We start from the raw sequence: 23,667 nt of genomic DNA on the forward strand, positions 1-23,667 counted from the left end.
TTCTAAATTTTATTAAATACCAATCCCTTTTCCTCGAAGTAATCCATTGTGATTCTGTCTCCATCATTAATTTTTCCAGCAAGAACCTCTTTGGAAAGTTGGTTAAGTACCATTTGCTGCACCACTCGCTTCAGTGGTCTTGCTCCGAATGCGGGGTCGTATCCTTTACTTAGAATAAAATCTATCGCATCTTGAGTCGCCGTTAAGATGATATTTTTCTTCTCTAGCATTTTATTGATACCTCTGAGCTGGAACTGAACGATTTTTCCTACCTCTGATTTGTTCAATGGCTGGAATAGTACTGTCTCATCTATTCTATTCAAAAACTCTGGACGAAGTGTTTGCTTCAATAAATCGAAGACTTCGGTTTTGGTTTTTTCTACAATCTCCGAAAGTTCAAAACTGGTGGTTGCTTCATTAATTTCCGAGAAATTATCTTGGATAAGATGGCTTCCCATATTAGAAGTCATAATGATGATAGTATTTTTAAAATTCACTACGCGTCCTTTATTGTCGGTTAATCGGCCATCGTCTAAAACTTGAAGTAGCGTATTGAATACATCAGGATGTGCTTTCTCTATTTCATCTAAAAGCACTACGGAATAAGGTCTTCTACGCACCGCTTCGGTAAGCTGTCCTCCCTCGTCATAGCCCACATATCCTGGAGGCGCTCCTACCAATCGGGATACACTATGGCGTTCCTGATATTCACTCATATCTATACGCGTCATGTTATTCTCATCATCAAACAGGAATTCCGCCAAAGCTTTTGCTAGTTCGGTTTTCCCCACCCCTGTAGTTCCGAGGAAGAGGAAAGAACCAATCGGTTTTTTCTCATCGTTAAGCCCTGCACGATTTCTTCGGATGGCATTAGCTACGGCTTCTATCGCTTCTTCTTGGCCTACCACTCGCTTATGAAGTTCCTCCTCTAAGTGCAGTAATTTTTCTCTCTCACTTTGAAGTAGCTTTGTTACTGGAATTCCCGTCCATTTAGAAATAACTTCGGATATATTTTCTGCCGTTACTTCCTCTTTTACCAGTTCATTTTCTTCGTTCTGCATCAGAAGCTCCAGTTTTTGCAACGCCTCTTCCTTCTCGCGAAGTTTACCGTATTGTATTTCCGAAGCTTTGGCGTAATCACCAGCTCTTTGGGCTTTTTCAGCTTCTAATTTTAGGGTTTCAATATCTTTTTTTACCTGAGTTAAATCCTCTGATTTTTGTTTTTCCTGAAGCCATTTCGCATTGATTTCATTGCGCTGTTCCGTTACTTTCGCAATATCTTCTTTCAGGTGGTCTATTTTCACTTGATTACCTTCTCTGGAAATAGCAGCGAGTTCTATTTCCATTTGCATCAGCTTTCGGTCTAAAACATCTAACTCCTCAGGTTTAGAATTAATTTCCATTCTCAATTTTGCTGATGCTTCATCAATGAGGTCAATCGCCTTATCAGGTAAAAATCGGTCAGAGATATAGCGTTGAGACATTTCCACTGCTGCGATAATCGCCTCATCTTTAATTCTAATTTTGTGGTGAAACTCATACTTATCTTTGATGCCTCGGAGGATAGAAATTGCCGATTCAGTATCGGGTTCCTCCACCATTACTTTTTGGAAACGACGCTCTAAGGCCTTGTCTTTTTCAAAATATTTTTGATATTCGTTAAGGGTCGTTGCTCCAATTGCACGAAGTTCTCCTCTTGCCAAAGCGGGTTTTAGGATATTAGCGGCATCCATAGCCCCTTCACCACCGCCTGCCCCTACGAGCGTGTGAATTTCATCGATAAAAAGAATGATTTGCCCATCTGATTTTGTTACTTCATTCACTACAGATTTTAGCCTTTCTTCAAACTCTCCTTTATATTTAGCCCCTGCAACCAATGCTCCCATATCCAGAGAATAAAGCGTTTTATCCATAAGATTTTCAGGAACATCTCCCGAAATAATTCTATGAGCAATACCCTCTGCAATGGCGGTTTTTCCCACCCCCGGTTCTCCTATGAGGATAGGGTTATTTTTCGTTCTTCGGGAAAGAATCTGCAACACACGACGAATCTCCTCATCGCGACCGATAACAGGGTCAAGTTTCCCTTCTGCAGCCAGTTCATTAAAGTTTTTGGCATATTTACTCAAACTTTGATAGGTTTCTTCCGAACTTGCAGAAGTTGCTTTTGCTCCTTTACGAAGTTCCTTAATTCCTGCTTCCAAAAAGGCTTTCGTTACGCCCATATCTTTGAGCATCGTTGCCACAGGGGAAGAGGTTTCCACTAATGCCAACCAAAGATGCTCTATGGTAACATATTCATCGCCCATTTTTTTAGCGATATTCGGAGCGTCTAGAAGTATTCTGCTCAAAGCTTGAGAAGGATAGAGGTCGCCCCCTTGTACTTTAGGCAGTTTTTCAAGGTTTTCTCGGTTGCGTTCTCTCACCAAAGCGGCATCTGCTTCGGATTTTTTCAATAGAAATGAAGAAATGGTTTCATCAGTTTGGAAAATTCCCTCTAATAAATGCTGAGGTTCCAAACTCTGATTGCCAAATTCTAAAGCAATCTGCTGTGCTTTCTGAATGGCTTCTTGTGATTTTACGGTATATTGATTTAAGTTCATAATCGTTATTTTTTTAATAAGGTAATTGGGTAATTGAATAATTATCTCATTCTCACATTTTCTCATTTTCAGATTCTCAAAAACCATACAATATCAAAAATTTCATTTTTTAGAGACAAAATTTCCGATTTCATAAAATCAAATCGAACGAAATAAGACAAAATTTCCTGAAAAATAAATTAAATAACACTTATCCTATGCTACGAAGCATTTATCCAAAGGATATAGATGGTATTTTATATTCTGCTCAACTCGAAGCTTCGTTTTACTCAAAATGGTATAAAAAAAGAAGCTGCCTTTTGGAGACAGCTTCTTAAATTATTGGAATAATAGAGAACGATTAATGTTTGATAAATCGTTTAATTACTCTTCCATATTGTTCGGAATCAATATCTATCACATACACTCCGCTAATAATATTATCGAGTTCAATCTTGTTATTAAAAATCTCACCCACATGGACTACTTGCCCTGTACTATTATAAATAGTGTACTTAGTACCATTTTCTACTAAGGTGATATGCAATACCTCCTTTGCAGGTACTGGATAGACATTTACCACTTCCTTATCTACAGTTTCAAACTGATCTATAGTAGAAATAATTACTCTATAGTCTTCTATTTCTCCTGACTGAAAATCAGTACAAATCTCTGGCGATTTTCCTTTACTCATCGCTACCCTCATCACCGTAAACTTACCATCTGTACCTGTTACGAAGCTATCCGCAGGAACACTGAATGTACCTTCCACCACATCTTGTCCATTAGCTGGAGAAATGAGAATTCTTTCATGATTAGAGAAAATACCATCTCTATTAAAATCTATCCAAACGGTTACTCCAGCATTTCTCGCCGCATTCCCTCTCCACGCTTTATTTACCGTAATTTTATTATTCTGAGAGCCTCTGATTAACTTCACAAAAGCATCGGGTACAGCCACAAAACTAGTATAGCCTGACGCAGTAGAATTATTGGTCATCTCTTGATACCCCACCGCGTTTACGGTAACATTAGTGATATAATCATCTCCTACAGTAGTAGGTGCCATTTCACAATATTTCAGTACAGGAGTCATAAATTCATATACTGCCGTATATTCTTGTCGTCCCCCGTTACATACATGAGCTATTCTTACTTCATACCTGGTATCTTCTGTAAGCCCTGTAAGAAGATATTCGTTGACATTAAGATTTATTACATTCCATCCTGCATTAGACCCCACTCTTCTCCATTCGAGAACATAAGCACTAACTCCTGGTGTAGGAGTCCATTCTATAAATGCTTCTGTCATCGTAATATCAGAAATTGTAAGTCCTACTGGTGGCATTTCACATGTAGGAAAAGTAGTAAAGACTTCTGGCGTACTAAAAGGATTGGTAACCCCTGAACATACTGTAGCCACTCTTACTTGATAGGTAACATTTGGCGTGAGATTGGTTAGCGTGTAATTTGTTGCAGAAAGGTTAATAGATTGCCAAGCCGCAGCACTTAATGATTTATATTGAAGTACATAGGTAGCGGTATTAATTGGGTCCCAAGAAACTTCTGCCGTAGTAGTACCTATCTGAGTAACTTGAAGATTAGTTACAGGCTCATCTGAACACGGCGTATCAAATGTCTTGATCACTGGTGTTCCTTCTACACCGCCACAAATAGCAGCAATAGACAACTCATAACTAGTTGCCGGAGTAAGATTAGTCAAATTCAGCATATTAGCTAACGAAGCGGCAGGAAACGCTGCAAGCCAAGCAGTTTGTCCTAACTCTCTGTATCGGATGACATACTCTGCTCCACCAGGATCAGCAGTCCAGTTTACTGTAGCAGAATTAGAAGTAATATTATTAATGGCTACATTTTGAGGTGCAGAATTATCACAAGGAATCATGTCCACAAATTCTACAGCATAGTCTTCGGTTTCTCCATCAGGATAAGTACCACAAGCATTTGGCGAATTAGTTTTTCTCGCTATAACCCTCATTCTCGTAGGGTGGTTTCCTGTATAAACTACAGCAGGAACATCAAAGGTGCCTGTAACAGGCGTTGCTTGATTCGGTGCTGAATTAAAAATTTGCTCATTTGCATCAAAGGCTCCATCTCTATTAAAATCTATCCAAGCAGATATTGCCACATTAACAGGATTCTGACCAAAACCTTTACTTACAGCAATAGTATTTCCTGTAGATCCTTTCACCAAACGGATTCTCTTAGTAGCATCCAAATAATTATCTGTATAAGCAGAAGCGGTGCTATTAACAGATAGTGTAGGAAGCACAGGGAATCCTGCAGGGTCTATAGTAACATTAGTAATATGCTCATCAGAAGGATTTGCAGTAGAATTGGAACCACAATACACAAGTGGTAAAGTAGTAAACCTTACAGGTGCATTAAACGCCCCCTGTGTTCCATTACAAATATGTGCCACTCTATATTCATATCTGGTCTGCTCTGCAAGCCCCGTTAGAATATAAGATGAGAATGTAGGATTAGGGTTCACTGTAATCCATGGGGAAGCTGGCGTAGTTACTTGTCTCCACTGTAACACATAAGCATCTGCCTGCACAGGTTGCCAAGTTAATCTCGCACTATTATCGGTTATGTTTTGTGCCACCACATTAGTAGGTGCTGCTAATGAACAAGCAGGCAACGGTAGTGCTTCCATTCTTAGACGAGGTAAGCTGGTAGGTCTTGAGGTTGCCGATGGTGGGGATGCAGGATCTGGATTGGTATTATCGCTTTGATACTGAATACCCCGAGACACATTATTCGTGGAATAACTTCCCCACTGAGTGGTACAAGAATAATCTGGTGTATTCTCATCCACTGCAATGACTAAATTAGAGCCACCATCCCATATAAATGGCGTATCTAGTGTTATTTCCATCCATTGTCCCGCAGCATGTGCAGGAATATTTCCACTAAAAACTTCCTGAAATCCTGCGTGAGGAATCCAATCTGTATTCGATGTAAATTCATTTTTATTAGAGTTTGCCATAAAAATTTTCCACTCTGCATATCTAGCTGGAAGAGGTGCAACAGATGACACAAAGTACTTAATCTTGGTAATAACTCTACCATTTCCTACAGCAGAAGCTACTTCAGAAGGAGTATAAATCATCTGAGAGTAATTATACTCCCAACAACTATTAATTGGAAGATTCCCCATGGTATCGTTCCCTGTTCCTATTTGCCCTAAAAGAATTTCAGCACCTTCTACCCATGAAGATTTATCTGTAGCACTACATACTGACCTTACCCACCACTTATACGATGTATAGAGTGCAAGCCCCGTAAATGTAGCTGTAGTATTCATTGTAGGTGTACCTACGGTAGCAGGTGTAGGAGGTGCACCAGTAGGGCTTAGATAGTACTCATACCCCATAGCTGGAGCAGGCGTAGGTGCATCCCAAGCTACAGTAGCAGAGTTCACAGTACTTCCTGTTACTCTTTGATTTCCAGGTATAATACAAGTAGGAAAAAACACTCTTACATTATCAATTGCAATAGGAGGATTATTTCCAGCTGTAAAGTCATTTCTCCACTGAAAAATAAGACGCATTGTACTTCCTGCAAAAGCACTTACATTAACGGTAGAATCTGTAAACTGTTGCCAATTATTTTTAAGTACAAATTGTCCTCCAACTTGTGTAATACCATTCCCCGTAGCAATCTGACTTCCTGCCACTGGCGTAAACGAAGTGGGTGCTAAATACACAAACATCCTATCATATCCATTCTCTCCAACACATCTCCAATCAAATTCAAGTGTAAGAAAAGTAGAGCCTGCTGGAATATTTAAGTCCACATAGGCATGCACTGTACTTTCTGAATTATTGATATATGTATTCGAAGTACCATTATTACTACTCACATAAAGCGAGGCACCAGTATTTCCCGTAGCAGTTCCGTGATGCCATTTGTTGGTCTGAGTACCATTTACAAGAGTAAAACTATTGGTGGTAAAATCTGTAAAAAAAGGTAGATTTTGTTGCCCCCGAATACTTACAACCCCATAAATGAAAAGAATCAAAAAAGTAAAGAGTTTCTTCATAGGACTAAATTATTATTTTATCTACAAATCTAATAAATTTTCTGATTCAACCTCAAAAAACACATGTTTTTTTTCTAAAAAGAACAAGAAATCCACAATAAAAAAAGCCCTCAAAACGAGGGCTTTATCAAAGCATCATTGAAATAATGATTATTTTTTAATAAATTTCTCAGAGAACGAGGTAGCTCCATCTTTTACTGAAATAATGTAATTTCCTTTTTCCAAAGCACCTACATCCACCTTATTATCAGAAATTACTCCTTTAAGTACTAACTGACCTGCAGCGTTTACTACTTGATATTCCGCTTTGTTAGAAACCTTGGTTACATTTAAGATTTCAGCCACTGGATTTGGATAAATTCTCACAGAATCTTTCGTCGCGATCTCTACTGTAGACATTTGTGGGGTAACTACCACCTGATAGTCTTCTACTTCTCCCCATCCCATATTACCACAAGCATTACCAAGCGTAGCTCCTATTTGGTTTCCTCCATAAATAACAATCACCCTCATTCTCAAAGGAAGATTCATTACTGCATCATTTGGCACAGTGAATGAAGCAGTTACTACCGTTGGTGTTCCACTAGGTGGAGCAACCGGAGAAGCCATTACTCTCTCTGCAGATTCAAAAACACCATTTCTATTGAAATCAATCCAAGCACTTACGGCATCATTAGCAGGATTATTATCTGCCCAATTTTTGGACACAGAAAGCGTATATTGCTGTCCTTGCACCAAATTAATTTGTAATGCAGAATTAGTAGTATAATTGGTATAAGTACTTGTTCCTGAGTTATTATTCACATTCGCCAGTGTTACATTGGAAATATGCTCTGAAGTACTATTCGTACTTTGGGCAGCACAGTAAGACAATTGAGCTGTTGTAAAGTTCACAGAATTAGAGAAAGCCCCTACTACAGCATTACATACAGCAGCAACCTGTACTTCATAATTAGTATTCTCTGATAGACCATTTAATGTAATACTATGAGTAGTAGAAGAAACCGTAGTCCAAGTAGCAGATCCTACCACTCTATATCTTATTTCATAAGAAGCTCCTGACACTGGCACCCAATTCAATGTTACTCCAAATGATGTAGGGTTTGTAGCCGTCAATCCAGAAGGTGCTGTACCGTCACATGAAACAAGCTGAGTTACATTAACTGCCCCTACTGCGTAAAATATGTTATCAATAGCCGAAACTCTTACTTTCACCGTTTGTCCGTTTAAAGAAGCTGGAAAAGTAATCATTTCATTTCCGTCATTGGCAGTACTTGCCACGAATGTGGTCCATGTATTTCCATTATCAGTAGTATAGTCAATGCTTACATTAGTTACATTATAAGGTGCATTATTGGTATTTACCACATCCCATTCAAAATTTGTAGGATTACCTGCATCCGCATAATCTGTAATCACTCTGAATGGACCGTCATCACCTACAGTAACCACTTGATTTCTAGCATTAGTTTGCTGTTGAGCTACATTTGCATTATTATCTCTTGCTGTAAAACGGAATGTTTGGTTTCTTGCCACAGTGGAAGCAGATTCCCAACTTGCAACATCTCTTACACTTCCATTAAGCACTGTACTCAAAGCAGGGAAATAACGAACGGTGCTATTACTTGGTAATTTGGAACGGAAACTACCGCCATGCGTTGTATTACCTAAGTTAGCATTAGTTATCTGTGAAGTAGCAGTATTGTATTGTTCCCAAGTATAAGTCATTGCATCTCCTTCAGGATCTGTAGCATTTCCGGTCAGTACAAATGCTGTAGACTTAGGAATGGTATAAGCAGGAAAAGCGTTGATTACTGGAGGATTGTTTACAATATCGGTTTCAACATCACAAGTTTTAGAAATTAAATTTGTTTGAACTTGTTGGATACTCGCCGCATGGAAATAAGGATCCGAATTTGTCTGTACATCGGTAGTTGGCCCTGTAATTCCGGCATACCCCATGATAGTACTTCCTGAACCTGGCTCCATATTCACTCCTGTCCCTTCGATACCATGAGAGAAAGTATGGTTTGCTCCTAACTGATGACCGATTTCGTGAGCCACAAAATCAATATCAAATGCGTCCCCTTGAGGGTTAGTAGAAGTGGTAAACCCAGACCCTTTAGCCCTTGGCATTTGCGTAGATGGATCTACGCAGATACATCCGATACATCCTGCATTACCATTGTTTCCACTTCTTCCGAACAGATGCCCAATATCATAGTTGGTATGCCCTACATTGGCAGTCAGTGTTTGCTGAAGTTTTACATTCCAATCGCTTTGGTTGGTAGCATATGGGTCAGTATTAGGGTCAGTATAAATAATATTTTGAAAGTTTTGAAGATTTAGGTGCAGAGCAAAATCTTTTTCAAAAACTGCATTTACTCTCGTTATCGTAGCATTAATTTGTGCTAAAGCTCCTGCTACTCCTCCAAAATGTGCAGTGTACTCTCCTGTAGTAGAGACTACTAAACGAAGCGTTCTGTATTTTCTATCAGAATTTCTAGAAAAATCTCCCGGCACATTGGCGAAAGAATTATTACTACGAAGTCTATCGATATCTGAAGATGAGTGTCCGTGTTCTGTATCACATACGAAAGCGTCTTTTCCTGATGCTTTATTCGTTTTAGGATGAACTGAATAAAGCCCCTTTGATTTATCTTCTGGAGAGATGAACTGATATCCATGCTCATCATACACCATGGATTGGAAATCATTCGGAGCCACCGAGAAACGAATGAATTTCGTAGGGTTTTCTGTACTTACCCCAGTGTATGAGCCTAGCTGATACTGCTCTGCCAATTCTGGCACCATAACTGGGAAGCTATACACCTTAAATAGCTCTACCTTTCCTCCCATTACAGGTACAGAAATATACACAGGTCTCGCATTAGGACCTTGTAGCTGAGCATCCTTTAATTGAGCTCTAATCTCATTAATGTCGAGCTTGTAAAACTCTTTCTTTTGAACCTTTGTAAGGTCTTCACTTCTCTTCTCATTGCTTTTGGCTGGTGTCCACTGTGCAGACACTACGCCCGAAAGCATGATAGCTGAAAGCAAAATAGTATTTTTTAACATAATAACAATAATAAAATTTTTGTCAAATATAATTAAAAAAATTACGCTACAGCTATTTTATCGAAAAAAAATTACATATTCCTATCCCTACGCAAAAAGTTTAAATTAACAAACCCAAACAATGTAAATACTAACTTTTTACACCATTTGCATCTTAAATCTACTTAGAATAAAAGTTTTTAGAAAAAACTAACTATGAAGTCTCATAGATTTATTTATAAAGAAAAATGTTCTTCCCCTCAATTTGATCAATCAAATCACTTACTTCCCTTATTTGATTCAGTTTAAATATCTTAATGATGGAAAACTAAGTCAAAAAAATCTTAAAAATAATAAGCAACATTCCAAGAAAACCCCATATTAAATTTTCCTATCCCCTTTCCAAAACCAGGAATAACCAAAGGATGTACACCATTTTGTAGTGTGGAATATAGTCTGTATCTAGGCTGTACATTTACATCTATGAAAAACGGAGTGTCAAAAATGCGTATTCTTCCACCTACCATTGCTTCTACCCAATAAGTACTCTGTGAAGAAATAGGCATACTGCTATTACTCACTCTTCCTCCATACCCTCTGATAGGTATCACAGTATAATCTTGCTTATAAAAACTCCCTGCAATTTTTCCACCTGCATAAAACCCATTGAGCTTATCCTCTACATCTTGTACAAGCATATAGTAAGTCCCTAGCTTAAAGAAAAACCCTTGAGCATAGACCTGATATCCACTTTTATCAAAATCGTTTTTCTCAAAACCAGCATCCGCTATGGCATGAATTTTTTCTTTGATTTGTGTAGAAATAAAACCTTGGAAAAGTTTCCTTTCAGAAAAAGTACTGAGTCCTGTGTTCAAAACATCTACTCCCACCACTCCATTAAATGAATATGGTGATGACTTTAGGTGATTCCCCTCTTCCATACGCTGCCCCATTACTTTCCCTACCCAAAGACTAAAAAAGCAGAAAAATATGCGTAGTATCTTCATTATAAATTTCATTTTTAGAAACCTCCACTCCTTTTAAAGACTGAGGATTCATAAGTGTAGTGTTCACATTTTCATAGACTTTCTTCATACCACAAGCGGGTGACACATATTCGTCTTTGGGTAAATACGCTATCTTTACACCACTCTTTGCACCACCTGATGAAAGGGCAATTTCTAACTGTGTAAAAGGCGTATTATCTATTCTTAGAGGAATCAAAATAGAATCCGTTTTGTACCGATTGGCCACCACCATTTCCATCCCTTGACCATAGTCTGCATAGACAAAAATAGAATCCAAACTTCGGATTTTCCCTGTAGCTTCATTCTTAAACTTCATCTTCATCCTTGGTGTAGATTCCGTACTACTACATATATCATCCCCTCCACAGCTGGTCATGATGAATGCCAAGAGAATTAAGAACCAACTTTTATTCATCTTTATTTTTTTATGAGCAATGCGATGTTCTCTACATGATGCGTCTGTGGAAACATATCTACAGGAAGAATTTTGACTAAATGATATGCTTCTTTTAGTAAATCAATATCTCTAGCTTGAGTAGCTGAGTTACAGCTGACATATACAATCTTCTCAGGTGCGAGTTTCAGAATTTGCTCCACCACTTTGGCATGCATCCCATCTCTCGGTGGGTCTGTTACCAATACATCTGCCTTAGGATGCTGAGCTAAAAACGCTTCTGTAAAGACCTCTTTCATATCCCCACAATAGAATAAACAATTGGTTAATCCATTCACCGCTGCATGAGCCTTCGCCGCTGCTATTGCCTCGGGTACAGATTCTATACCTATTACTTGCTTGGCTTTTCTAGCTAAGTATTGGGCAATGGTTCCCGTACCTGTATAAAGATCATAAACTACTTCATCTCCCTTTAAGTCTGCAAATTCTAAAGTTTTTCGGTACAATTCCAGAGCCTGACGATAATTGGTTTGAAAAAAAGACTTTGGTCCAATCTTAAATTCTAAGCCATCCATCTCTTCTGTTAAAAATCCATCGCCAAAATAAGTTTGAATATCCAAGTCATACACCGAGTCATTCGCTTTAGAGTTAATGGCATACACCAAAGTTTTAACCTGAGGAAACTGATTTAAAACAAAATCAAACAACCGCTCTCTATTTTCCTTTTCTTCTCTGAAAAGCTGAAAAAGCAGCATCCATTCTCCTTTAGAATTTTGCCTCAGCATGAAAGTCCTTAAAAAACCCTCTTGGTTTCTTACATCAAAAAATTCTAACCCATGCTCTACGGCATACTTTTTCACAGCCAATCTTATCTCGTCCGAAGGAGATTCTTGTAAATGACATTCTTTTAAATCTAAAATTTTAGACCACATCCCTGGGATATGGAAACCTAAGGCATTTCTGTCCCCTAAGTCTTCATCAGAATCAATTTCTTCTTGACTGAGCCAGCGGGCATTAGAAAAAGAAAACTCCATTTTATTTCTATAATGATAGATTTCCTTGGCACCTAAAATGGGCAAAGTTTTGAAATCATTGATTCCTCCTATTCTTCGAATGTTATTCTCTACCTCCAATTGCTTATAGTACAACTGCTTATCATAGCTCATATTTTGCCATTTACAGCCGCCACACACCCCAAAATGCTGACATTTAGGCGTTACTCTATCAGCAGATTGTTGAATTATCTCTATCGCCTCGCCTTCTATATATTTGGATTTCGATTTTTTCACACGAACATTGACCACATCGCCTGGAATAGCACCAGAAACCAAAACCGTTTTTCCAGTTTCATCTTTCCCTATAGCCACACCTTTTGCACCAGCCGCATGCAGTTGTATCCCCGTAAGAATCTGATTTTTTCTTTTGTTTTTTGCCATATTGCAAAAGTAGGAATATTCTACGGATACTGAAATAATATACAGTAAATTGATTTTGAAAAGATTACTAAGTTGTTCAAGATTTTTATTAATTTTTGAATCACCAAAAGCTATTTAAGAAAGGTAATTTCTCTCCTTTCCATTTGTTTTTTACAAGTATATCTAAAAAGCAATAGATATCCCTGCATTAAAATTGAGAAATAACGCTTGTGAATAATAATTTTGTACAGCTGAATGCTTCATGTCTAAATTAGAATCATAAATATACAGTCTTGAACCTACAACAATAGACACTACATTATCATATGAAATGCTATAAAGCCCTTTGATTCCGAAAAAACCAGCACTTCCACCTTCTCTAAAAAAATCTTTACTATAATACGACTTAGATTTTATCCTCATATCATTAATGCCTACTTCTGCCTCAGAGGCTATTCTAGGAGTAAAACGATGACGATAAAAAATATAAACTCCCAAAACAGAAAGCTGCGGCTCTTTCAGACTACCATAAATTGCTTCATTTTTCACAGTAGAAAAAGTCCTAGAATATCCCAATCCTACACCTACATTTTTATACACTACAGCATTTACCTCACCTCCTAATCCATTAAAACTTCCGAGCCCATCTTTAACAAAATTATCACCTACAGCAGTCAAAAAATGGTATCCTAACTCCATTCTAAAAATTTTATTCTGGGCAAATACCGATGTGGACAACAAAAAAGCTAAGGGTAAAAAAAATCTCATCATTGCAATAGAATATGATTAAACTTAATATAAGAAACTTTATAAGGAAGAACGATTGCCGATGAGTCTGAGCTCAATTTCACTCGAGCATCATTAACTGAAAAAGATTTTATTTTACGCTCAAAAATCAAAAACCTCTCAGAATTATCACTTTCTGGACCTCCCAATCGAAAATAGCCCAACTCATTAGTTTTCCCCTTAGAATAAACCACAGAACCTATTACTACTTTTACTTCTGTTCGAGGTGCATTAGTGAGCCCCTCCACATGAAACCTTGAGTTATTGAGATAATCCCTGCGTTCGCAACTTAGCAAAAATACTATAAATGAAAATAGCATAAACCCAATTATCCTTGTCTTTTTCATAACAAAATATATTAATACAAAGATAGTATTTATTATAAAATAAAAAAGCACATAACTTTTGTTATGTGCTTTTAGGGTGGCTAATCGGGATCGAACCGACGACCTTCAGGACCACAATCTGACGCTCTAACCAACTGAGCTATAGCCACCGTATTGTGGATGCAAATATAAGACTTTTTCAGAAACTACAAAACAATTCCTTCAAAATTTTTTAAGACCAATGTTTTTTCACTGGTAAAGCCCTCAGCATAAGCACATCCCGTAAGTCTCCCTAAGTTCTGAGCTCTATAAGTAAAGCTTTCTTGAAAATCTTTTGTAGCAATTACCGTCTCTGGTTCTTGAGATTCAGGATTATAAAACTGTGTAGCATACGCCATACATGATGCTATTTTTTGTTCCATGAAATCACTAATATCCACTACAAAATGTGGCTCTATCTCTTGCCATTGAATATAATTAAACACCTGTTTTGGTCTCCACGCCGTTTGATTTTCTCCCTCATAAGTGGTGGCATATTTAACTAAACCTGCAATAAAACATGCATCAGAAACCAACTTCTGTCCTTTCGCATGATCAGGATGCCTATCCTTAATCGCATTTCCAAAAACGATTTCTGGCTGATACTTACGCACCATTTCTACGATTTTTCGGATATTGACCTCTGTGTTTTCTAAAAAACCATCTTTCATTTTGAGATTTTCTCTGTATGAAACGCCCAAAATCTCCTTTGCTTTTGCAGCTTCTACATATCTTGTTTCTATAGTACCTCGGGTACCCATTTCCCCCTGCGTCAAATCTACAATGGCTACTCTCTTCCCTTCATGAATAAGTTTTGCCAAAGTACCACCACATCCTAACTCCACATCATCAGGATGTGCACCAAAAGCCAAAATATCTACCTTAAATGGATTCATCATTATATTATTAAAACCCTTTCAGCATTTAAAATGCCAAAAGGGTAAAAGTGTTTTATAAAATTTTATACATTATTTTGCTTGTAATGCTGTATTCAGTTTCACTGCATCTTCATAACTTGGATTGAGCATCACCGCCTTCGCTGCATATTCTTTGGCCAATGGCAAGTTTTTCTCCTGATTGTAATGTGCCACCAAGAAATATGCATAAGAAAGTGATTGTTTCTGTGCATCTTGCTCAGCTTGTGATTTTTTCGCTACAGTGTCAATATACTTCTGGTAAGAAAGTTCTGCCATATCATGTTTTCCGAGCTGCTGATAGGCTACTCCTTTCGCATAAAAAGAATATTCCCAATCTGGAGCCAAAGCAATCATTTTATCCCAAGTAAAAATAGCACCATTCCAATTCTGAGCCTCTTGATAAGCTGTTCCTAATTCCACCAACACATTAGCATCTTTAGGGTTTGTCGCCAGTTTTGTTTTCAACTCTTGGATTTTTGGTGATTGAGGACCCGCTTCTACCATTTCCGCAGTCACTGCTCCTCCATTAATTTTAGCGAACTCCATATCCCAATCCAAAGTTTGGTCTTGAATATTTTTTGCTACAGCAATTTTCTGATTCGCTTCTGCTAAAAGCTCTGCTTTACGGGTAGCATCGGCTTCATTTTTTGCATCAATAGCAATAAATAAACCTTCTAAAGCCGTATCTGCGGGCTGTATCCTGCTCTTATCTGTTACTGAATTTTTAAATTGGTTTAAATCAGCTTTTGCTTGAGCCATATCTCCACCAAGTTTATATTCATTGTAAGCTCTAAGCTTGTATTTTATAGGGTCTTCTACTTTAGAAAAAATAGTACCTAATAATTTTTGAGATTGTGCATAATCATTATTCACAAAATACATTTTGGAGATTTCCAGTTGTGTATCCGGATCTTCATCTGCGTATTTCGCATAGTTAATCAATGCTTGTGTTACGGCTGCGTTTTCTTGGAATCTCGTTTTATATGCTGCCAATGCTTTATAAGCTGGTGCATAGGAAGGGTCAGCAGAAATCGCTTTAGTAATGTTTTCATCTGCTAATTTCCATTGGTTTGCTGCCATCCATAGTGTTGCCATTCTTGTAAACACAGATGCTTTACTTCTAGAAACTGCAAGTGCTTTTTCATAAGCATTCATCGCATTTCCTGCCTCTTTTTTAAGACGATAAGCATCTCCTAAAGAATAATATATTTGTGGAGCTACCCCTCCTTTGGAACGCTCAATCGCTTTATTAAGATAATCAATGGCTAAATCTGGAGCATTGTTTTTTTCAAATAAGGTAAGTGCTTCTGCAGCTCTGTAGAGTACTTCTGCGTCTTTTTCACGGCTATCACTCACCACTTTCTGAATTTCAGCAATCCCCGAGCGGTCTCCCTTTCCTAATTTAACCGTAGCTATACCTATCTTATTCAGATGGCTATTGGAAGATTGTGCTAATCCCTTTTGGAAATACTCTGTTGCCTTATCAAAATTCGGCTCGAACTGTGTAAGGTAAGTATTCCCCATATAGAAAAAATTATTTGCATCTTTCGGATTGGCTTGCATGAGTTTCTCAAATACCCCTCTTGCTTGTGCATATTTGTGACTATCTACTAAGTTCACACCATCTTGAACAGACTGTGCGTTAAAAACAGCTACCCCTGCCATCATAGCAGCAGAAAAAGTAAGCTTTCTTACATTGTACAACATCATAAATTCTTTTTAATTAATTTATTTTTATATTTCAATTATTATTCCAAAATTTCATCCTAAGCACTAAGCATTTCTTCATCGCATCTGTACTTCTCGCTTATAGTTATTGTACGGCTGGAGTCCTTGTTTAGATACTACAATTTGCCCTAACTGTGTGCAAGAAAAACGGATAAAGCCATTGCTCACCCCGAAAAAACCTTCATTGGTCAAGAAATAGAGAATTCGGGTAAACGGGTACTGCATATTTTTAATATACTCTAATTCAGGGCGATATATTTTACCATCTTCCGCAATGACAGGAAGAATTTTTACATGAGATTTAAGTTCATTAATCTCTTTAGAATGCACCCTACTGATGGTATTCAAGCTAATTACACCTATTTTACCCTTGTATTTTCCTACTTCCTTAATAATATTATCATTACCACGAATCACCCCAAAGTTTAAATTTTGTGTAGCATCATGGAGACCAAATTTTTGCTTTACAAAATTAATATTAGAGGCATTATTACCATCGAAAATCAATGTTTTATCCTTGCCTTTGATAAGAAAATCTTTCACTTCTTGTACCGAAATGCTTTCCCTTGGGTCCTCATTAGGCACTACAAAGACTACGGCATCGGCGGCAAACTTTGCAGGTTGGAATTTTAAATCCACTTTGTCTTCATAGAGTTGAAGTTCTTTATCTGTCAAATCTCGAGACATCACAATCACCTGTGTTTTATTCTGCAAAAGATCTATAAATGCGGAATCTTCCTTCTTATACAGCACATTAATTTTTGTTTCTGGATAAAACGCCATATATCTTTCAGAGAGTGCTTCTGTTACATTTTTAAAGGCATCATCTGCTACTATGGTAATTTCTCCTTTTTGTGGTGTAGGTGCATCAGCACTTTTCTTACATGAAAAAAGAAATAGAAAAAAACAGAGTATCCATAGAAAATTATTCTTCATCCTCTTGTTTTTGTTTTTTGATTTTATACAAAGCTCTAAGGACACGAAATATCCCATAAATAATCATAATCCCTCCCAAAAGATAGGCAACCATTTCGTCCAGCGGCACAGCGAACTGCTGATATGTAAATACCAAAATTCCAAGGACAATGTAGGCTAAACCTGTAAAAATGGATAGATAATTGAACATAAAGACAAATATACAAAAAAAGAGAAGCTTAAGCCTCTCTTTTATGTTAATAAAAATTTAAAAATTATTGAAACTCCATTACAAATGGAACACTAAATCTAGATCTTACATTCTGACCATCTAGTTTACCTGGCTTCCATTTTTTGAGTTTTTTCACTACTCTTACCGCTTCATCATCAAAATCTCTATTTCCTGATTTCTCTACCACTTTCACATCCGATACGGTACCATCTCTTTCCACGATAAAGCGAAGTGTCGCTTTGAGTCTTCCTTCTGCATCTACCACTGAGCTATCGAAATTATCCGCTAAGTAAGCTCTCAGTGCATTCATCCCTCCCGGATATTCTGCCTCCTGATCTACCTTTGCATATACTTCGGTAGTACTGATTTGAGGTTTTGATTCCATAGTCTTTGTAGCCGTTCCTTGAGTTGGTGGCGGTGGTGGCGGTGCATAGTCTGGCTTTTTCACCCCTTCCTGATTTACAAGACCAGTAGTAGTTTCTAATTGTTTAGAAATCGGTGGTGGTGGTGTTTCCACTTTTGGAGCTTTTACAGGCTCTGGCACCACATTTTGGATGATTTCCACTTGCTCCTGCTCTTCAGGTTTTGGCGGTGGCGGCGGCGGGAGTTCTTCCTCTTCCTCAGGCTGTTCCAATACTTCATCTTCTAGTTTAATATCCATAAGATTAGCATCTACTTCTACTGTTTCCTCAGGATTGGTCAATTGTTTGATTTTCATCACAACAAAAGGAGTAATCGCTGCGGTACAGAAAAGGATCGTACCGATGATGAAAGATTTGGTAAGAATACCTCTATAACTTTGTCTTAAGTCATAGGCACCATACGCCTTATTTCTATTTTCAAATACAATTTCGTCCAAAGAAGGCGTTTGATTGTATCCTAATTTTTCGTCTGACATATATTTATTCATTAAGGGTTAGACGATGTGGGTTTATTTCACCTTATTATCATAAATCGCTTTTTCCCAATCTTTGATTTCAGTAACCCCGTACTGTTCATTTTTGGTAATTGCCATTTCATCTAAGATATCCACAAAGTTCTTATATACTGCATCATCCGTAGGCTTAATAATCACTGTAAATTTAGCAGGATCTTTAGCTCTTCGTTTTGCATCCTCGATTACCTTCGTAATCCCTTCTTTATCATAATTAGTTTCAAGGAGTTTTTCATCTGTGAGTCCTTGTCTATCCAATTGATGATAAAAAATTCTATTGTCCTTACCAATAATCAGGGAGATTGAATTAGATAAATCAATCTCTGTTGGTGGAGGTTTTGGTTGATCTTCTTTTGGTTTTGCTGGAAGTCCTAAATCCATTACATTCGGTTTACTGAAAGTAGTGGTAAACATGAAGAATGTAATCAATAGAAACCCTAAGTCCACCATGGGCGTCATATCTACTCTGGTAGATTGCTTTTTGGAACGGACTTTTCCTCCCTTTGCACTTTTATCTTGTACTTGTACTTCTGCCATTTCTATTAAGATTTATTTTCCTTCTTGGGTAGTAATTAACCAAAATTTGTAAAATTCAATATCTCTAAAACCTTCAAACAAGTCTCTAATTTTAGGGTAAGCAGTAGTACCATCTCCTTTTACGGCAACTTTATAGTCATTCTTCACATCTAAGCTTGCTTTTACCCAGTCTATGAGTTGTTTATTGGTTTCATCCAAAGGAACACCAGATGCTCCTTTAAAATTTTTCTGCTCATCTTCTGATAGATTTAAGAAACTTTTTAACTGACTCATAGGTACTCCTATGGATTGTACTTTAGTAAAAGCTACTTTTTCTTTGTCTGTGAAAGAGACTCCATATTTCTTCCCCATTGCTTCCAAAACTTGAATTCTTTCAGAAGCATTTTCTACGGGCTGGAAATAGAATTTCCCATCTGCTGTTACATTGACCGTCATAAGACTAGCATCAGGTAACAATTTTTCAGATATAGAAGATGGCGGCATTATCTGCTCTACATCAGGTTTTTTAAACTGTGTAGTCAAGATAAAGAAGGTGAGTAATAGGAAAGCAACATCACACATTGCCGTCATATCCGTTACTACGCCATGTCTTTTTGGTTTGACTCTCGCCATATTATTATTAATTTTATATTAAACTTCTTTAATTACAGATGCATAAATCATTCCATCTGTATTTTTCGCACCTCAATGATTAGTGGTGCTCTGCGAATGATTGCTGGATAGACATTCCGATTTCATCGATTTTATAAGTCAATCCATCAATTTTAGAGGTAAAGAAGTTATAGAAAATAATCGCTACTGCAGAAGTACCAATACCTAAAGCAGTATTAATCAACGCCTCGGAGATACCGATAGATAGTGCTGCCGCATCTGGCGTACCCCCACCAGAACCTAAAGCGAAGAACGCCTTAATCATCCCGATTACCGTACCTAAAAGAGCCACAAGCGTAGCTACAGTACCAAGGGTAGAGAGAATCATCATGTTCTTTTCTAGCATAGGCATTTCTAGCGTGGTGGCTTCTTCTAGTGATTTAGTAAGTGCAGCCATTTTCTGCTCTTTATTCAGTGTATTATCTTTCGCTAAAGCCTTATAAGTAACAAGCCCTTCTTTTACTACATTACCCACAGAACCTTGCTGAGCATCGCATGCTTCAATAGCTTCATCAATTTTGTTCTGGTTCAATAGCGTTCTAATTTTCACTACGAAAGCATCTAAGTTTCCTTTCCCTTCTGCTTTACCAATTACGAAGAAACGCTCAAATGCAAAAACGATTACGGTAATCATGAACAAAATCAAGATATGTACTACAGGACCTCCCATGTAGATAATCCCCATGAAAGACTCTGGGTGAAATTCCTTAGAATCTACATCTGAAAATGCTACTGAAGCTCCTGTAAGCCTTGCATCTTCCTTAAAATTCCCTGGATTCCCCAATACGAATAAGTAAATGCTCAATGCAATTACATACAATATTGGAAGTACAATAGCAGGATTGAGACCACCTGTTTTTCTAGCAACTACTTGCTCTTCTGTGTTTGAAACATTCATTTCCATTATAATTTAATTATTTAATTGTTTTAATTACTAACTTTCAAGCCGTAAATATAAATACAAATTTTCTTTTCACACAAATGACACCCCAAATATTAATGCTTTTTTTACAATAATTTAACACCACACCTATATAGAATTAATAATTCCAATAGAGAAAATCATCAAAAAACGCATCAAACAAAGCAAAACCTATGAAAGAATAAAAAAACTTGCACTTATTTTTTTAACATTCTTCTATTCGTATTTTTTTTATCTAAACCACAATATTAATAATTTTTTTCGGAACTACGATAATTTTTTTCGGACTTGCCCCTTTTAATTGCTCTAAAACGCTTTCCTCTTGCATGATAGCAATCTCTATATCTTTAGGAAGCATATCGGCAGGATAAGTTTTCTTGAATCTCATCTTTCCGTTAAAACTCACTGGATATTCTATTTCGTCTTCTACCAAATAGGCTTCGTTCAATTCTGGGAATTTCACATATTCTATAGTGGTGGTATTTCCTAAAAGCTGCCAAAGTTCCTCGCAAATATGTGGTGCATAGGGAGAAATAATCACTGCCAATGGTTCCAAAATCGCTCTTTTGTTGCATTTTAGTTTTTGCAAATCATTCACGGCAATCATAAATGAAGATACGGAAGTATTGAATGAAAAATGTTCAATATCATACACCACTTTTTTGATTAAAGTATGGAGCACTTTGTATTCCTCTTTGGTAGGTTCCTCATCGGAAACACTGAAAGTATCTCCATCAAAATACAAATTATAAAATTTCTTTAAGAAACCATATACGCCCGAAAGCCCTTGAGTGTTCCAAGGCTTAGATTGCTCCAATGGCCCGAGGAACATTTCGTACAGACGAAGACAGTCGGCACCATACTCCTCGCAAATATCATCGGGATTTACCACATTGTACTTGGATTTAGACATTTTTTCCACCTCTCTTTCGCAGAGATATTTTCCGTCTTCCAGAATAAATTCGGCATTTTTAAATTCTGGTCGCCAATTTCTCAATCGCTCAACATCCAGTTCATCATTGCCTTTAATTAAGGAAATATCTACAGGGATTTTTTGTGTAGTATAATTTCCTGCCAAGTTTTTTGAAACCAATTGATTAGTTCCATCAATTCTGAACACAAATGCACTCATTCCCAAAATCATCCCTTGGTTAATCATTTTTTGGAAAGGCTCTTCTTGGCTAATGTAGCCTTTATCTTTCAAAAATTTATTCCAAAATCTGGAATACAATAAATGTCCTGTAGCGTGTTCACTTCCCCCGATGTATAAATCTACGCCCTGCCAATAATCCACGCTTTCTTTAGATACAAACTCATCGGGATTATGGGCATCCATATAACGCAACCAATACCATGAAGAACCCGCCCAACCTGGCATGGTGGAAAGTTCTAATGGGAATACAGTTTGATTATCAATCAAATCAGTACTAACTATTTTTTGCTCAACCTCATCCCAAGCATAGTCTTTGGCATTCCCTAATGGTGGGTCACCATCTTCCGTTGGAAGATATTTTTCCACTTCTGGAAGCTCCAAAGGCAATGCTGAAATAGGCAGAGTATATGGCAATCCATTTTTATAGTAAATAGGAACAGGCTCACCCCAATATCTTTGACGAGAGAAAATAGCATCTCTTTGTCGGTAAGTGATTTTCTTTTTACCAATTCCTAATTTTTCCAATTCAGAAAGCACTCTTTCAGTGGCCTCTTTATAAGCTAAACCATTCAAGAAGTCAGAATTTTCAAGTTTGAAATTGCCTTTTTCCGTAAAAGCTTTTTCTGAAATATCTTGGTCAAAAATATTTTTAATCGGAATATTGAAATGTTTCGCAAAAGCATAATCGCGGTCATCTCCTGCAGGAACCGCCATTACGGCTCCCGTTCCATAGCCTGCTAATACATAATCTCCTATCCAAATCGGAATATTTTCCCCTGAAAAAGGATGAATAGCATAGGCTCCTGTAAACACGCCTGAAATAGTTTTCACATCCGCCATTCTCTCGCGTTCCGAACGCTTAGAAGTTTCCTCAATATAGGCCTCCACCTCGGCTTTTTGCTCTTCGGAAACGATTTTCATTACCAATTCATGTTCGGGAGCCAAAGTCAAGAATGAAACCCCGAAAATAGTATCAGGACGAGTGGTGAATACTTCGATATCATCTTCTGTATTTTGAACTTTAAAATGCACGGAAGCTCCTACAGATTTACCAATCCAGTTACGCTGAGAATCTTTTACAGCATCTGACCAATCTAACTTATCCAAACCTTCCAATAATCTCTCTGAATAAGCTGTAATTCGCATAGACCATTGCATCATTTTCTTTTGATACACGGGATAACCTCCTCTTTCGGATTTCCCATTAATCACCTCATCATTCGCTAAAACAGTTCCCAAAGCTGGACACCAGTTTACAGTAGTCTCTGCACGAAACGCCAATCGATAGTTCAATAAAATATCTTGCTTGTCCTCTTCGGACGCATTTTTCCATTCTTCCGAACTAAAAGAAAGCTCTTCCGTTTGAGCCGCACGAAGATTTTCAGTTCCGAATTGCTCGAAATGCTGAATCAAAGTTTCGATATCTTCCGCTTTATTGGTCTCATTATTGTACCAAGAATGGAAGAGCTGAATAAATATCCACTGCGTCCATTTATAATAAGAAGCATCAGAAGTTCTAATTTCTCTACTCCAATCAAAAGAAAAACCGATTTTACGGAGCTGGTCTTCGTACCTTGCGATGTTATCTTTCGTAGTAATGGCAGGATGTTGTCCTGTCTGAATGGCGTATTGCTCGGCAGGAAGCCCAAAACTATCGTAGCCTATTGGATGTAAAACATTGAATCCCTGATGTCTTTTATATCTCGCATAAATATCCGAAGCGATGTACCCCAGCGGATGCCCCACATGCAATCCCGCCCCCGATGGATAAGGGAACATATCGAGAACATAATATTTAGGTTGTTGGCTGTTGGCTGTTGGCTGTTGGCTTTTGAAAGTCTCGTTGTCCTTCCAATATTGTTGCCATTTTTTCTCTATTTCTTGGTGGTTGTAAAACATTATTCCAGATTATTAAAGATACAAAAATAAGGTTTTTTGATAAAAACAATTGCACTTACTAATGGAATTTTAGGTCAAAAAAC

At 37.5% G+C, this 23,667-nt stretch carries 17 protein-coding genes and 1 tRNA gene; all 18 read right to left on the reverse strand.

Annotated elements, in window-relative coordinates; all coding sequences use genetic code 11:
- Nucleotides 1-2: 2 nt before the first annotated feature.
- Nucleotides 3-2,603: an ATP-dependent chaperone ClpB gene (gene clpB, locus HMPREF9699_RS00740; protein WP_002661546.1), complete on the reverse strand. Its 2,601-nt coding sequence runs from the start codon at nt 2,601-2,603 to the stop codon at nt 3-5.
- 340 nt (nt 2,604-2,943) lie between these two features.
- Nucleotides 2,944-6,651 (reverse strand): fibronectin type III domain-containing protein, encoded by a 3,708-nt coding sequence (locus HMPREF9699_RS00745; protein ID WP_002661548.1) that lies wholly within the window; start codon nt 6,649-6,651, stop codon nt 2,944-2,946.
- Nucleotides 6,652-6,801: 150 nt separating this feature from the next.
- Entirely contained in the window at nt 6,802-9,729 is a 2,928-nt protein-coding gene (locus HMPREF9699_RS00750; protein WP_002661550.1) for a reprolysin-like metallopeptidase, read from the reverse strand.
- Nucleotides 9,730-10,052: 323 nt separating this feature from the next.
- Entirely contained in the window at nt 10,053-10,715 is a 663-nt protein-coding gene (locus HMPREF9699_RS00755; RefSeq protein WP_002661551.1) for a DUF6048 family protein, read from the reverse strand.
- Nucleotides 10,681-11,151, reverse strand: a complete 471-nt coding sequence (locus HMPREF9699_RS00760; RefSeq protein WP_002661553.1) for a DUF6452 family protein — start codon at nt 11,149-11,151, stop codon at nt 10,681-10,683. The genes HMPREF9699_RS00755 and HMPREF9699_RS00760 overlap by 35 nt, the downstream gene beginning before the upstream one ends.
- A 2-nt stretch (nt 11,152-11,153) precedes the next feature.
- Complete coding sequence (gene rlmD / locus HMPREF9699_RS00765) at nt 11,154-12,566, reverse strand: 23S rRNA (uracil(1939)-C(5))-methyltransferase RlmD (protein ID WP_002661555.1); 1,413 nt, start codon at nt 12,564-12,566, stop codon at nt 11,154-11,156.
- 162 nt (nt 12,567-12,728) lie between these two features.
- Nucleotides 12,729-13,244 carry a hypothetical protein gene (locus HMPREF9699_RS00770; RefSeq protein WP_245946111.1) on the reverse strand — a complete coding sequence of 172 codons (516 nt, stop codon included), beginning with the start codon at nt 13,242-13,244 and terminating at the stop codon, nt 12,729-12,731.
- 68 nt (nt 13,245-13,312) lie between these two features.
- Nucleotides 13,313-13,678, reverse strand: coding sequence for a hypothetical protein (locus HMPREF9699_RS00775; RefSeq protein ID WP_002661559.1), 366 nt, complete (start codon nt 13,676-13,678; stop codon nt 13,313-13,315).
- Nucleotides 13,679-13,753: 75 nt separating this feature from the next.
- Nucleotides 13,754-13,827: transfer RNA gene (locus HMPREF9699_RS00780), tRNA-His, on the reverse strand.
- A gap of 36 nt (nt 13,828-13,863) precedes the next feature.
- Nucleotides 13,864-14,592: a bacillithiol biosynthesis deacetylase BshB1 gene (gene bshB1, locus HMPREF9699_RS00785; protein WP_002661560.1), complete on the reverse strand. Its 729-nt coding sequence runs from the start codon at nt 14,590-14,592 to the stop codon at nt 13,864-13,866.
- A gap of 72 nt (nt 14,593-14,664) precedes the next feature.
- Nucleotides 14,665-16,323 (reverse strand): tetratricopeptide repeat protein, encoded by a 1,659-nt coding sequence (locus tag HMPREF9699_RS00790; RefSeq protein ID WP_002661562.1) that lies wholly within the window; start codon nt 16,321-16,323, stop codon nt 14,665-14,667.
- A gap of 75 nt (nt 16,324-16,398) precedes the next feature.
- Nucleotides 16,399-17,277, reverse strand: coding sequence for a PstS family phosphate ABC transporter substrate-binding protein (locus HMPREF9699_RS00795; protein WP_002661563.1), 879 nt, complete (start codon nt 17,275-17,277; stop codon nt 16,399-16,401).
- Complete coding sequence (locus HMPREF9699_RS00800; RefSeq protein WP_002661565.1) at nt 17,267-17,467, reverse strand: hypothetical protein; 201 nt, start codon at nt 17,465-17,467, stop codon at nt 17,267-17,269. Before HMPREF9699_RS00800 ends, HMPREF9699_RS00795 begins: the two co-directional genes overlap by 11 nt.
- A gap of 64 nt (nt 17,468-17,531) precedes the next feature.
- Nucleotides 17,532-18,386 carry an energy transducer TonB gene (locus HMPREF9699_RS00805; protein ID WP_002661567.1) on the reverse strand — a complete coding sequence of 285 codons (855 nt, stop codon included), beginning with the start codon at nt 18,384-18,386 and terminating at the stop codon, nt 17,532-17,534.
- Nucleotides 18,387-18,419: 33 nt separating this feature from the next.
- Complete coding sequence (locus HMPREF9699_RS00810) at nt 18,420-18,959, reverse strand: ExbD/TolR family protein (protein WP_002661568.1); 540 nt, start codon at nt 18,957-18,959, stop codon at nt 18,420-18,422.
- A gap of 12 nt (nt 18,960-18,971) precedes the next feature.
- Nucleotides 18,972-19,571, reverse strand: coding sequence for an ExbD/TolR family protein (locus HMPREF9699_RS00815; RefSeq protein WP_002661570.1), 600 nt, complete (start codon nt 19,569-19,571; stop codon nt 18,972-18,974).
- 79 nt (nt 19,572-19,650) lie between these two features.
- A complete protein-coding gene (locus HMPREF9699_RS00820; RefSeq protein ID WP_002661572.1) occupies nt 19,651-20,514 on the reverse strand; it encodes a MotA/TolQ/ExbB proton channel family protein in 864 nt (287 codons plus the stop codon).
- Nucleotides 20,515-20,767: 253 nt separating this feature from the next.
- Entirely contained in the window at nt 20,768-23,584 is a 2,817-nt protein-coding gene (gene leuS, locus HMPREF9699_RS00825; RefSeq protein WP_002661574.1) for a leucine--tRNA ligase, read from the reverse strand.
- Nucleotides 23,585-23,667 lie beyond the last annotated feature (83 nt).

This window comes from Bergeyella zoohelcum ATCC 43767 (assembly GCF_000301075.1).
Classification (GTDB): domain Bacteria; phylum Bacteroidota; class Bacteroidia; order Flavobacteriales; family Weeksellaceae; genus Bergeyella; species Bergeyella zoohelcum.